Below are 13,122 nucleotides of genomic sequence, written 5' to 3'. Positions count from 1 at the left end.
TGCCGTATCTCCCTGATTTGCTTGGCGGGCTTCATGCCGGGGTCTATCGCGGTCTGCAATGCAGTCAGATCAGATCTCCGCGAGCGATGGCCTGCCCAAGCCCCGCCGCTTCATGGCCATCGCCGCGATTTCGGCGGGTACGGCGCTGACGATCATCGACGGCGGAGTCGCGACCGTCGCGCTGCCGACGATCGCACGCGACCTGAACGTAGGCAGCAGTGCGGTCGTCACGGTCGTGACGGTGTACCAGCTGATCCTGGCGATGGCGCTGCTCCCCTTCTCGGGCCTTGGCGACCGCATCGGCCTGAAGCGCATGTACCAATACGGCCAGCTGATCTTCACCATCGCGACGATGCTGTGCTTCTTTGCGAAAAGCCTGCCGTTCCTGCTGGTTGTCCGCGCCGCGCAAGCCCTTGGTGCCGCCGCCGCGCTGAGCGTTTCCTCCGCGCTGATCCGCTCGATCTACCCCTCGAAGCAACTCGGTCGCGGGCTCGGCATCAATTCGGTCGTCGTCTCCAGCTCGGCCGCCCTCGCCCCGACGATCGGCGGACTCGTCCTCGCGATCGCCCCTTGGCCATGGGTGTTCGCCAGCGCCGTCCCGTTCGCGATCGCCAGCCTGCTGCTCGGCCGCGCCCTCCCCGCACCGCAGAAGCACGATCGGCCTTTCGATGTGCTCGGCGCGGTCATGTGTGCGGCGATGATCGGCCTTGTCATCGGCGGCGCCGAGAGTGCGGTCCACGGCGACAGCCCCATCGTGTCCGCCGCGATCGTCCTGACCGGCGTCGTCATCGGCTGGTTCTTCGTGAAACGCGAACAGGGCGAGACCAAACCGATCCTGCCGATCGACCTGCTCGCGCGGCCCGTGCTCGCGCTGTCGGCGATCGGTGCCTACACCGCGTTCATCGCCCAGATGACGCTGCTGCTCTCGACGCCGTTCCGCCTGACGCACGCCTACGGCTTTTCGGCGGCGGAGGTCGGCGCCGCGATCGCGCCGTGGCCGCTGGCGAACATGGTCGTCGCGCCGCTGTCCGGCTGGTTGTCGGACCGCTATCCGGCCGGACTGCTCGGCGGCATTGGCATGGGCATCTCGATCTGTGCGCTGCTGCTGATCGCGTTCATGCCGATCGACCCGAGCTATTTCGACATTGCCTGGCGGATGGCGTTGTGCGGGTCGGGGTTCGGGATGTTCATGGCCCCGAACGCGCGCCTCATCATCGGCAGCGCCCCGCGCGAGCGTGCAGCTGCCGCGGGCGGGCTCGTCTCGACCGTCCGGCTGGTAGGCCAGACGACCGGCGCCACCGTCGTCGCGGCCCTGCTGGCGATGGGCGTCGGAGCAGGCATGACGCCGCCCCTCGTCGCTGCCGGCCTGGCGCTGGTCGCCGGCCTGTGCAGCCTGAGCCGCCTACGCCCCTCGATCCGCAACCCGCCGACCGAAGAAACGCAGGACGTACAGCCAGCCCAACAGGCACGTTGATCCGAAGGTCCTGAGCGAGAGGCCGAGGGAACGGCCCCACCGCTGGCTCGTTTATACCGGACATGTTTCGAGAGACTGGAAATCCTTATGCCCTATGTAAAAACCCGTGACGGCACAGATATTTACGTCAAGGATTGGGGCACGGGACGCCCGGTGATCCTTACGCATGGCTGGCCGCTAAATGCCGACAGCTGGGACGCGCAGGCGATGGCGCTCGCACAGGCCGGCTTCCGCGCGATCGCGTACGACCGTCGCGGGTTCGGTCGTTCGGGCCAGCCCTGGACCGGCTATAACTACGACACCCTCACCGACGATCTGGCCGACGTGATGGAAGCCACCGGCGCGAACACCGACGCGACGATCGTCGGCTTCTCGATGGGTGGCGGCGAGATCGCGCGCTACATGAGCCGCTACGAGGGCAAGGGCGTGGTCGCCGCCGGGCTGATCTCGTCGGTCGTGCCGTACATGCTAAAGACCGATGACAATCCCGACGGCGTTCCCGAAGAGACGCTCGCCAGCATCGGCGCAGGTATAGAGGACGACCGCCCGGCGTTCTTCAAGACCTTCCTCCAGCAATTCCTCGGCGTCGGATTCATCACCTCGCCGGTCAGCGACGAGGTCGTCGACTGGGTCTGGAGTCTGGCGATGCAGGCGGGCCTTCACCCGACACTGGAGTGCGCCAAGGCGTTCGGCCACACCGACTTCCGTCAGGATCTGGCGGCATTCCGCGTACCGACGCTGGTCGTCCACGGGACGAGCGACAAGACGGTGCCGATCGACGCCACCGGCCGCGCCGCCGCCAAGGGCATCGCGGACTCGCAGCTGGTCGAATATGAAGGCGCCCCGCACGGCCTGACGATCACCGAGAGCGATCGCTTCACCAACGACCTGCTGACCTTCCTGGGTCGGTAATTTCTCAATCCTCCCCCGCAAGGGGGAGGTGGCAGGCGCTTGCCTGACGGAGGGGGAGGTAAGCAAAACCGCTGTTCCGTATCCTCCCCCTCCGTCACCTGCGACGACACCTCCCCCTGGCGGGGGAGGATCAAATGACTAGTTCCCCAGCGGGACGATAACCTCGTCCGGATGCGCGACGTTCAGCTCCTTGCGGACCATCTCGTCGACCATATCCGGGTTCGCATGATCCGGGTTTAGCAGCGCCACCCGGTTCTTCAAAACCTCACGCTTGCGATCGAGCGCGGCATAGTCCTGCTCGCGCTTCGCAAGCTGGCGCTTGTAATCGCCATACGCGAACATCCCGTTGGGCCCGAGTACGGCATACGCGCCGAAGAACGCCATCAGCGTCAGCCCCAGCGCCGGCCACGCGGCCTTGCGCATCGTCTTCCGCAACTTGCTGGTCTTCGTCGTCACGCGTGCCATGTCGTCCTCCGGTACTCCCGCCCTAACTCGTCTACCACCCACTCCGTCACCCCGGACTAGTTCCGGGGTCCACGGTCCCGCACAATCACGCCTATAGATTATGCGGGAACCTGGATGCCGGAACAAGCCCGGCATGACGGAGGGTATGGTTGGAACCTATCAGCCCCCGATCAGGATGTCGCGCCCAGCATAACGCGCCGCATCGCCCAGCTCTTCCTCGATCCGGATCAGCTGATTGTACTTCGCCAACCGGTCCGACCGCGCCAGGCTGCCCGTCTTGATCTGACCGCAATTGGTCGCGACCGCCAGATCGGCGATCGTCGAGTCCTCGGTCTCGCCCGAACGGTGCGACATCACCGCGGTGTACTTCGCGCGCTGCGCCATCGACACCGCCTCCAGCGTCTCGGTCAGCGTGCCGATCTGGTTGACCTTCACCAGCAGCGAATTCGCGATACCCTGGTCGATCCCGCGCTTGAGACGCTTCGGGTTGGTCACGAACAGATCGTCGCCGACCAGCTGGACCTTGTCGCCGATCAGGTCGGTCAGCGTCTTCCAGCCCTCCCAATCGTCCTCACCCATGCCGTCCTCGATCGAGAAGATCGGGTAGCGGCGCGTCAGATCCGCGAGATACTCCGCCATCTCGGCGCTCTCGAGGATCCGGCCCTCGCCCGAGATGTCGTACTTGCCGTTCTTATAGAACTCGGTCGCCGCGCAATCGAGCGCGAGCATGACGTCCTCGCCGGGCTTGTACCCCGCCTTCTCGATGCTCGACATGATGAAGTCGAGCGCCTCGGTGGTGCTGCCGATGTTCGGCGCGAAGCCGCCCTCGTCGCCTACGCTGGTCGACAGGCCCTTCTCGCTCAGGCCCTTCTTCAGCGTGTGGAAGATCTCCGAGCCGCAGCGGACCGCCTCGAGGATGTTCGACGCACCGACCGGGACGACCATGAACTCCTGGAAATCGATCGGGTTGTCGGCATGCTCGCCGCCGTTGATGATGTTCATCATCGGCACCGGCAGCAGATGCGCCTGCACGCCGCCGACATAGCGGTACAGCGGCAGGCCACGCGCTTCGGCCGCGGCCTTGGCGACGGCGAGGCTGACGCCGAGGATCGCGTTCGCGCCAAGCCTGCCCTTGTTCTCGGTGCCGTCGAGTTCGATCATCGCGCGATCGAGGTCCGACTGGTCCTCCGCGTCCATGCCGAGCACGGTGTCGGTGATCTCGTCGTTGACCGCATCGACCGCGCCATCGACGCCCTTGCCCCCCCAACGGGTCTTGTCGCCATCGCGGCGCTCGACCGCCTCGTGTGCGCCGGTCGACGCGCCCGATGGCACGGCGGCGCGGCCGAAGCTGCCGTCTTCGAGCAGCACGTCGACCTCGACGGTCGGATTGCCGCGGCTGTCGAGGATCTGGCGTGCATGAAGGTCGATGATTGCGGTCACGTAACGATGCTCCTACAAATCCCGGTGCCGGGTCGTTCGCGCCGCCTCTACCGTCTCACGCCATATCGGGCAATCGCGCGGACATCCGAGAATAGTGTCGTGCAATCGCGCGACGGTTCGGGAACCGCGCTCCAACGACGGTGTTGAGAGCGTAACAATTCTGAAAGGGACCGTCATGGCCGACTCCAGCGTAAACGACACCGTCAACGACCTGAAAACGACCGCGAACGAGGTCGGGACCGAGCTCAGCAAGACGATCGAGAACGGCGATGTCTCGGCCAAGGCCGGCGACGCCAAGCAGGCGATCAAGGACGGCGCCAACAAGTACACCGCGCAGGCGACCGACAAGGTCCGCACCTTCGCCGAGGACGGCAAGGCACGCGCGAGCGGCGCGTTGGAGCAGGTCGCGCAGTTGCTGACCGACGCCGCCGGCCAGGTCGATGAAAAGCTCGGCTCGCAGTACGGCGGCTACGCCCGCAGCGCCGCCGACAGCGTCTCGGGCTTTGCCGGTCAGGTGAAGGCCAAGGACATCGACGAGCTGTTCGACGACGCGCGCGAACTCGTGCGGAAATCGCCAGCCATCGCGGTGGGTGCAGCAGCCGCCATCGGCTTCGTCGTCGCGCGACTGGTGCAGTCGGGCGTCGATGCCAACTCGAAGGTCTGACGTCTTGGCCGATCCACTGACGTTCGCGACCGGCGAGGACGAGAGCCTCGTGTCGATCGTCGGTCGCCTCGCGACCGAGACGAAGAGTCTCGCGACTGCGGAAGTCGCTGTCTACAAGGCGAAGTTCGGCGAGACGGCGAGTGCGTACAAGTCGGCCGCGATGTTCTTCGCGGTCGCCGGCGTGCTGGCTTTGGCCGCACTGATCGCACTGCTGGTCGGTGCGATCTTGACGGTGGCGACGCTGGTGGGGCCAGGATGGGCGACCGCCATCGTCGTGGTGGCCGTCCTCGCAGTGGCGGCGATCCTGGCGATGATCGGCAAGTCGAAGCTTCAGACGAAGAGCGAGCCCGTATCATGACATCCGCCAAAGTCGCCGCCGCAGAGATCGAATCGGCCCTCGCCCGCCAGCGCGTCATGATGACGCTCGGGCAGTTGCAGGACCGGCTCAATCCGCGGAAGCTCGCGCTGAACGCCAGCCGCGACGTCGCCGATGCCGGCACCGCCGCGCTCAACGCCAGCGTCGAGACCGTGAAGCGCAATCCGGGACCGACCGCGGGGTTCGCCGCAGTTGCCGGACTGTTCCTCGCGCGCCACCGGATCGTCGGACTCTTCCGCCGCGGGCGGTGACCGCCCTGACCACGGTCACAATATTGAAACCTAGAAGTCCGGGCTCGCGTTGAACCCTCATTGCATTGAACGGCGAGCAGCTTGCCACCAGAAGGACATTTCCATGACCGACGCAAAGACCACCGCAAACGAAGCCGCCCACGAGACCGAGAGCCGCCTGCGCGAAGGCCTCGACACCGTCCGCGAGACCGCATCGAAGGTCTATCACGACGCCGGCGACAAGGCCTCCGAGGTTCTCGAAGTCTCGCGCGAGAAGACCAAGCGCGTCGTCAACAACCTTGAATCCAACCCACTCGGCATCCTCGTCGGCGGTCTGGCCGTAGGCGCCCTCGCCGGAGCGCTGATCCCGCGTTCGGCCCGCGAAAAGGAACTGCTCGCCCCCGTCGGCAGGCGTCTCAGCGAAACGCTGGTCGCGGCGACCGCCGCTGCGAAGGATGCAGGCCGTTCGGAACTCGGCGAACTCGGCCTGACCAAGGACAATGCGCGCGACCAAGCGAAGGGCTTGCTCGAGGGTATCGTCAAGGCGGTCACGACAGCTGGTACCGCAGGTGCGAAGGCGGTTTCGCAGAAGCCTGCCGTCTAAGGGTTCAAACCGCGGGTCGAACACGCTAGGGAGGCGGCAACCCCCTCCCTAGGAAAGCAAGCGCATGAGCAAGCTCCACCTCGTATTCGGCGGCCGCGTCAGCGACCCGCGCACCCTGGATTTCAACGATCTGAGCAAAATCGAATTCGTCGGCGTATTCCCCGACTACGCCAGCGCCGAGAAGGCCTGGCGTGCTGCGGCGCAGCGTACCGTGGACGATGCCGAGATGAAGTTCGTGGTGGTGCACTTGCACCGGATGCTCGAACCGAACCTGGGCGCGACTGTAGCGTAACGGCTTCCCTTTGGTCATTCCCGCGAAGGCGGGAACCCATGCTGGCTACCTTAGCGATCTAATAGCAACGACATAGACTATGGGTCTCCGCCTCCGCGGGGTGACGGTTCTGGGATACCTGTCTGACGATCAAGCTTGCATAAACGGCCCCCTCGTCCCTCTCCCACCGGGGAGAGGGAGAGACGCCAAAGGCGGCGATGGGTGAGGGCACGATAAGCAGAACTGAGGCCGCTAGCTCTAACGGGTCTCGTCAGATCGCGGCCAAGGCCGCTCTCCCCACCCCCGTTCGTGCTGAGTAGAGACCGAGTAGCTCCGCAAGGAGCGTATCGAGGGCTCGTATCGAAGCACAGCCCCGCGCCCCAACCCATCCTTCGATACGCCGCTTCGACAAGCTCAGCAGCTAGTCGGGACGAACGGTGTGGGCGTGGGCGTGGATCAGCGTGGGGCGGAACGAGCGTTTGTAAGGGACAGGCCGCTCAAGCCGCCCGGTAGTGCCAGAGCAACAACGGCCGAGCCAGCACCAGCCCCGCCAAGAACCCGCCGATATGCGCGCCAATAGCAATCGGCCCGCTAGCCCCAACCGAAGCCCCAAACCCGGCCAGCCCAATCAACAACTGGATCCCGATCCAAGCGGCAGCCAGCCAAACGACATGCACGACCCCAGCCGGCACCGGCCCGATCGCCTGCGCCCGCCGCTCGCCATACAGTAACGCATAAGCTCCAACGACCGCCGAGATCGATCCGCTAGCGCCAATCATAGGTGCAGTAGATTCAGGCCCAAACGCCCAATGCCCGGCGGCGGCGGCATACGCGCCAACGACGTACAGCACGACCAACCCGACCGTCCCGAGCGCCCGCTCGACGAACTGTCCGCAATACACCAGCATCACGAGGTTCAGCGCAATATGCGCCCAGCCGCCATGGATCAACGTCGCCGTCAGCGGCGTCACCCAGGCAGGCACGACGAACAAATGCTCGCTCGGAATACCGAGATCGGTCATCCGCAACGGAATAAACCCGGCGTTCACCGCCCAGTATCCAAGCGACCCGCTCAGCACCAGGAATCCCGAGACGATGACCGTCACGATCGTGATGATCGCCGTCGCCCGCGTCTCGAAGAATTGCATAAGGCTCAGATGAACTCGATCTTGGAGACGACGTAATACCGCTCGCCGGCCGGCACCGTGACCTCGACCTCTTCGTCGAGTTTCCGCCCGATCAACCCACGCCCCAGCGGCGAGTTGTACGAGATGCGGCCCGTCTTCGCGTTAGCCTCGGTCTGGCCAACGATCTGATACTTCACCGGCTTGTCGTTCTCGTCGAGCAACGTCACCGTCGCGCCGAACACGACCTTATCACCCGACAAATCCTTCGGATCGATGATCTGCGCGCGCGACAGCTTGTCCTCGATGTCGGAGATCGATGCCTCGACCTGGCCCTGACGCTCCTTCGCGGCATGATATTCCGCGTTCTCCGACAGATCGCCATGAGCGCGCGCCTCTTCGATCGCATCGACGATCGTCGGACGTTCGGCCTTCAGGCGCTTAAGATCCGCACTGAGCGTCTCATAGCCTTCCTGCAGCATCGGCATCTTTTCGACGGTCGCCATCATCTCGTCCCCAAATCCATTTCCCCGCGCGAGGCCCTGTACCAGCCCCGCCCACACATCATTCTCATGTCGGGATCAGTCGTGCGACTGCGAATAATAGGATTGCAGCGGCCGTACTTCAAGGCTGTGCGTCGAAAGCTTGGCGATCGCCTTCGCCGCCTCGAGCGAAGCCGGCGCGGTCGTGAAGTACGGAATACGCTGGCCGAGCGCCGAAGCACGGATCGGCTGCGAGTCCTTCAGGCTTTGCCACCCCTCGGTGGTGTTGAAGATCAGCGCGATATCGCCGTCCTTGATCCGGTCGACGATATGCGGCCGACCCTGCGCCACCTTGTTGACCTTCTCGACCGGCAAACCGGCGCGCGCCAGATGATCCGCGGTTCCGCCGGTAGCGACGATCGAGAACCCGGTGTCGACCAACGCCTTCACCGCCTCGACGATCATCGCCTTGTCGCCGTCCTTCACGCTGACGAAGACATTGCCCTTGGTCGGCAGGATCGTCCCCGCGCCAAGCTGAGCTTTCGCAAACGCGATCGTGAAATCGGGATCGATTCCCATGACTTCGCCGGTCGACTTCATTTCCGGTGACAGCACCGGATCGACGCCGGGGAACTTGTTGAAGGGGAACACCGCCTCCTTCACCGCATAATAGTCGATATGCCGGTCGATCTTCGGGAGGTTGACCAGCTTCTCGCCCGCCATCACGCGCGCGGCGATCTTGGCGATGGGCGCGCCGATCGCCTTGGCGACGAACGGCACGGTGCGCGACGCGCGCGGGTTGACCTCGATGAGGTAGACAAGCCCATCCTTCACCGCGAACTGGATGTTCATCAGCCCGACCACCGATAAGGCATGCGCGAGCGCCACCGTCTGCCGCTCGATCTCGGCGATGATCTCCGCCGACAGCGAATAAGGCGGGATCGAGCACGCAGAATCGCCCGAATGGACGCCCGCCTCCTCGATATGTTGCAACACGCCCGCGACCACCACGTCGGTGCCGTCGCAGATCGCGTCGACATCGACCTCGATCGCATCGCGCAGATACTGGTCGATCAGCACCGGCGAGTCGCCCGACACCTGCACCGCGGTCGCGATGTAATGCTCGAGCTGCCCGATCGTATCGACGATCTCCATCGCCCGGCCGCCGAGCACGTACGAAGGCCGCATCAGCACCGGATAGCCGATCCGCTCCGCCGCCGCGACCGCCTCGTCCCGGCTCCGCGCCAGGCCATTGGCCGGCTGCAACAGCCCGAGCTTGGTGATCAGCGCCGCGAACCGTTCGCGGTCCTCCGCCAGATCGATCGCGTCCGGCGTCGTCCCCAGGATCGGGATCCCGGCAGCCTCAAGCGAGCGCGCGAGGTTCAGCGGCGTCTGCCCCCCGAACTGCACGATCACGCCCACCAAAGTGCCGTTCTGCTGCTCGACATGCAGGATCTCCAGCACGTCTTCGGCGGTCAGCGGCTCGAAGTACAGCCGGTCCGACGTGTCGTAATCGGTCGACACGGTCTCCGGGTTGCAGTTGACCATGACCGTCTCATAGCCCACGTCCGCCAGCGCGAAGCACGCATGGCAGCAGCAATAATCGAACTCGATCCCCTGCCCGATCCGGTTCGGCCCGCCGCCCAGGATCACGATCTTCTTCCGGTCCGTAGGCTCGGACTCGTTCTCGGGCTCGCCGAAGCTCGGCGCCTCGTAGGTCGAGTACATATACGGCGTCTTCGCATCGAATTCGGCCGCGCACGTATCGATCCGCTTGAACACCGGCCGCACGCCGAGCTTCAGGCGATGCTGGCGCACCTCCTCCTCGGTCACGCCGCCGGTCATCGCCTTGACGACCTCGTGGATCAGCCCCGAGCCGCGCGCGATCCCGCGGTTCATGCCGCGCAGATTGGCGGATTGCAGCGCCAGCCACGCGAGCCGCTTGTCGCTGAACCCCATGCTCTTCAGGCGGCGCATACCGGGCGCGTCGATCGGCAGGCCGTCCTTCATCACCTCGGCCTCGGCCGCGATGATCTCGGCGATCCGCTCCAGGAACCACGGATCATATTTGGCAATCGCGTGCACCTCGGCAACCGTGAAGCCCTCGCGCAGCGCCTGCGCCGCCACCAGCAACCGGTCCGGCGTCGCGACGGCCAGCGCCGCCTCGATTTCCGCACGCGGCGCACCGACCAGATGATCGACCTGGTTGAACCCCGACAAGCCTGTCTCGAGCCCGCGCAACGCCTTCTGCATCGATTCGTGGATGTTGCGACCGATCGCCATCACCTCGCCGACCGACTTCATCGCGGTGCCGAGCGTGTTCGACGCGCCCTTGAACTTCTCGAACGCGAACCGCGGGATCTTCGTCACGACGTAATCGATCGTCGGCTCGAACGCGGCAGGCGTAGCGCCAGTAATGTCGTTCTCGATCTCGTCGAGCGTGTAGCCGACCGCCAGCTTCGCCGCGACCTTCGCGATCGGGAAACCGGTCGCCTTGGATGCCAGCGCGGACGAGCGCGAAACACGCGGGTTCATCTCGATGACGACCAGCCGGCCGTCCTTCGGATTGACCGCGAACTGGACGTTCGAACCGCCTGTTTCGACACCGATTTCGCGCAACACCGCAATCGATGCGTTGCGCATGATCTGGTATTCCTTGTCGGTCAGCGTCAGCGCCGGCGCGACCGTGATCGAGTCGCCGGTATGGACACCCATCGGATCGACGTTCTCGATCGAGCAGATGATGATCGCGTTGTCGTTGCGATCGCGCACCACCTCCATCTCGTATTCTTTCCAGCCGAGCAGCGATTCCTCGATCAGCACCTCGGTGGTCGGCGACAGGTCGAGCCCATTGCGGACGATCGCGATGAATTCCTCGCGGTTATACGCGATGCCGCCGCCCGAGCCGCCCATCGTGAAGCTCGGCCGGATGATCGACGGAAGCCCCGTCTTCTCGAGACCTTCGAGCGCTTCCTCGACAGTATGCGCGATCGCCGAGCGCGCGCTTTCCAGCCCGATCCGGTCCATCGCGTCGCGGAACTTCAGCCGGTCCTCCGCCATGTCGATCGCATCGGCATCCGCCCCGATCATCGTCACGCCGAACTTCTCCAGCGTCCCGTCATGGAACAGCGCGAGCGCGGTATTCAGCGCGGTCTGCCCGCCCATCGTCGGCAGGATCGCGTCCGGACGCTCCTTCTCGATGATCTTGGCGACGATCGCGGGCGTAATCGGCTCGACATAGGTCGCGTCGGCCAGCTCGGGATCGGTCATGATCGTGGCGGGGTTCGAATTGACGAGGACGATACGATAGCCCTCCTCCTTCAACGCCTTGATCGCCTGCGTGCCCGAATAATCGAACTCGCACGCCTGGCCGATGACGATAGGTCCTGCGCCGATGACGAGGATCGAGGAGATGTCGGTGCGTTTTGGCATTAGTGTTTCTTTTCCGCAGGCGGTTCAGTGATCGTTCCAAGCGAAATACGACCGTCGGCATTTTTCGACAGGAAGCATCTACCGATCTTGAGAAGTTTTCTCTCTGGGCCCGACTTGCTAGACGCTTTTGCTGCTTCAAATTGGCTCAAGGAGACATGGCAGCCTTTAGCAAGTTCGGCGTCGCTATGCTCATGGCCCTGTGTCGACGTAAAATCGACGCTAGATAGGATCAAGATCAGCGCGGCTGTTGCAATCAAGACGACGATCCAAAACTTCACCTTATTGACCCGACAAACCGTTCGAACAGATACAAGCTATCCTGAGGTCCAGGGCTAGCCTCGGGATGATATTGCACGGAAAACGCCGGTTTGTCGGTCAGTTCCAGCCCCGCATTCGACCCGTCGAACAGCGACACGTGCGTCTCGCGGACGTTGGCCGGCAGGCTGTCGCGCTCGACTGCGAAGCCGTGGTTCATGCTGGTGATCTCGACCGCGCCGTCGGACAGGCGCTTGACCGGGTGGTTGGCACCGCGGTGGCCCTGGAACATCTTGGTCGTGGTCGCGCCGACCGCGAGCCCGAGCAACTGGTGGCCGAGGCAGATGCCGAACAGCGGCTTGCCCGTCTCCAGCAGCTGGCGGATCACCGGGACGGCGTAGTCGGCGGTCGCGGCGGGATCGCCGGGGCCGTTCGACAGGAAGATGCCGTCGGGGGCGAGCGCCATCACCTCGTCGAAGCTGGCGGTGGCGGAGACGACGGACACTTTCGCGCCGGCCTCGACGAGGTTGCGGAAGATGTTGCGCTTGCTGCCGTAATCGATCGCGACGACGTGGGGCTTCTGGCCTCCCCTGCCGCTTGCGGGAGGGGATTGAGGGGTGGGCTCGCGCTCTCCTATCGGGGGGACGGTGGAAGAATGCTCAACCGCACCGTCATCTGTCGAGGAAGCCGGGAGCCCACCCCCGGCCCCTCCCGCTTGCGGGAGGGGGGAAGACGCGCTGTAGCCGAAGCCCAGCTTCCAGACACCGCCGGGCGCATCCTCGCCCCAGCCATAATGCATCTCGGTCGACACGTCCTTGGCGAGGTCCATGCCCTCCAGCCCCGGCCAAGCGCGCGCCATCGCCAGCAACGCCGCCACGTCGAACTCGCCACTCGCCGAATGCGCGATCACGCCATTAGGCGCGCCCGCCACCCGGATCCGCCGCGTCAGCGCGCGCGTGTCGACCCCCGAAAGGCCGATCCGCGCATGCCGCTTCATCCAGCCATCAAGGCCCTCGACCGCGCGGAAGCTCGACGGCTGCGTCACGTCCTCGCGGACGATGATGCCGAGCGCGTGCGGGTCGTCCGCCTCGACGTCGTCGGGGTTCGCGCCGACATTGCCGATATGCGGGAAGGTGAAACAAATCATCTGCCCGGCGAACGACGGGTCGGTCAGCACCTCCTGGTAGCCGGTCATCGCGGTGTGGAAGCACACTTCGCCGACCGCACTGCCCTCTGCGCCGAACCCGCGACCCCAGATCACGTCGCCATTGGCGAGGACGAGGACGCCTGTTGCACCGGCAGGCATGGCTATAGGCTGGGCGTCGGCCATCAGGCTGGGCACTCTCTTTACGTTGACGATGTCGCTAAGTGGTGTCCGCTAAGGCCGGCGTGC

14 protein-coding genes are annotated in these 13,122 nt (G+C 64.8%); 7 read left to right on the top strand and 7 right to left on the bottom strand.

Annotated elements, in window-relative coordinates:
* Window positions 1-58 precede the first annotated feature (58 nt).
* On the top strand, window positions 59-1,474 hold the full coding sequence (locus AC3D24_RS00540) for an MFS transporter (RefSeq protein ID WP_489027259.1): 1,416 nt from the start codon (window positions 59-61) through the stop codon (window positions 1,472-1,474).
* A gap of 87 nt (window positions 1,475-1,561) precedes the next feature.
* On the top strand, window positions 1,562-2,386 hold the full coding sequence (locus AC3D24_RS00535; protein ID WP_489027258.1) for an alpha/beta fold hydrolase: 825 nt from the start codon (window positions 1,562-1,564) through the stop codon (window positions 2,384-2,386).
* Between the two features lie 138 nt (window positions 2,387-2,524).
* Here the strand turns inward: AC3D24_RS00535 and AC3D24_RS00530 are convergent, their stop codons facing one another.
* Together AC3D24_RS00530 and eno are read right to left on the bottom strand one after the other, a co-directional pair.
* A complete protein-coding gene (locus AC3D24_RS00530; protein ID WP_055878455.1) occupies window positions 2,525-2,851 on the bottom strand; it encodes an FtsB family cell division protein in 327 nt (108 codons plus the stop codon).
* 159 nt (window positions 2,852-3,010) lie between these two features.
* On the bottom strand, window positions 3,011-4,291 hold the full coding sequence (gene eno, locus AC3D24_RS00525) for a phosphopyruvate hydratase (protein ID WP_121884554.1): 1,281 nt from the start codon (window positions 4,289-4,291) through the stop codon (window positions 3,011-3,013).
* 175 nt (window positions 4,292-4,466) lie between these two features.
* On the opposite strand from eno, the gene AC3D24_RS00520 reads away from it, so the two are divergent.
* The 5 genes from AC3D24_RS00520 to AC3D24_RS00500 all read left to right on the top strand — a co-directional run bounded on the left by AC3D24_RS00520 (window position 4,467) and on the right by AC3D24_RS00500 (window position 6,457).
* Window positions 4,467-4,955 (top strand): hypothetical protein, encoded by a 489-nt coding sequence (locus tag AC3D24_RS00520; protein ID WP_489027255.1) that lies wholly within the window; start codon window positions 4,467-4,469, stop codon window positions 4,953-4,955.
* Window positions 4,956-4,959: 4 nt separating this feature from the next.
* Window positions 4,960-5,313, top strand: a complete 354-nt coding sequence (locus AC3D24_RS00515; RefSeq protein ID WP_489027253.1) for a phage holin family protein — start codon at window positions 4,960-4,962, stop codon at window positions 5,311-5,313.
* Entirely contained in the window at window positions 5,310-5,582 is a 273-nt protein-coding gene (locus AC3D24_RS00510; protein WP_489027251.1) for a DUF3618 domain-containing protein, read from the top strand. The genes AC3D24_RS00515 and AC3D24_RS00510 overlap by 4 nt, the downstream gene beginning before the upstream one ends.
* 103 nt (window positions 5,583-5,685) lie before the next feature.
* Window positions 5,686-6,165 carry a hypothetical protein gene (locus AC3D24_RS00505; RefSeq protein WP_489027249.1) on the top strand — a complete coding sequence of 160 codons (480 nt, stop codon included), beginning with the start codon at window positions 5,686-5,688 and terminating at the stop codon, window positions 6,163-6,165.
* A 64-nt stretch (window positions 6,166-6,229) separates the two neighbouring features.
* Complete coding sequence (locus AC3D24_RS00500; RefSeq protein ID WP_056051043.1) at window positions 6,230-6,457, top strand: DUF4170 domain-containing protein; 228 nt, start codon at window positions 6,230-6,232, stop codon at window positions 6,455-6,457.
* A gap of 476 nt (window positions 6,458-6,933) precedes the next feature.
* Here the strand turns inward: AC3D24_RS00500 and AC3D24_RS00495 are convergent, their stop codons facing one another.
* The 5 genes from AC3D24_RS00495 to AC3D24_RS00475 all read right to left on the bottom strand — a co-directional run bounded on the left by AC3D24_RS00495 (window position 6,934) and on the right by AC3D24_RS00475 (window position 13,059).
* Window positions 6,934-7,584, bottom strand: a complete 651-nt coding sequence (locus tag AC3D24_RS00495; RefSeq protein ID WP_489027247.1) for a rhomboid family intramembrane serine protease — start codon at window positions 7,582-7,584, stop codon at window positions 6,934-6,936.
* Between the two features lie 5 nt (window positions 7,585-7,589).
* The gene (greA, locus tag AC3D24_RS00490) at window positions 7,590-8,066 is read right to left on the bottom strand and encodes a transcription elongation factor GreA (RefSeq protein WP_056052861.1); all 477 of its coding nucleotides are present in this window, start codon (window positions 8,064-8,066) and stop codon (window positions 7,590-7,592) included.
* A gap of 75 nt (window positions 8,067-8,141) precedes the next feature.
* Window positions 8,142-11,474 (bottom strand): carbamoyl-phosphate synthase large subunit, encoded by a 3,333-nt coding sequence (gene carB / locus AC3D24_RS00485; protein WP_489027244.1) that lies wholly within the window; start codon window positions 11,472-11,474, stop codon window positions 8,142-8,144.
* Window positions 11,474-11,752, bottom strand: a complete 279-nt coding sequence (locus tag AC3D24_RS00480) for a hypothetical protein (protein ID WP_489027242.1) — start codon at window positions 11,750-11,752, stop codon at window positions 11,474-11,476. Before AC3D24_RS00480 ends, carB begins: the two co-directional genes overlap by 1 nt.
* Window positions 11,749-13,059, bottom strand: a complete 1,311-nt coding sequence (locus AC3D24_RS00475) for a carbamoyl phosphate synthase small subunit (RefSeq protein ID WP_489027240.1) — start codon at window positions 13,057-13,059, stop codon at window positions 11,749-11,751. The genes AC3D24_RS00480 and AC3D24_RS00475 overlap by 4 nt, the downstream gene beginning before the upstream one ends.
* Window positions 13,060-13,122 lie beyond the last annotated feature (63 nt).

The sequence above is a fragment of the Sphingomonas sp. SL1004 genome (genome assembly GCF_057815015.1).
This window is presented reverse-complemented; position numbering and strand designations above follow the sequence as displayed.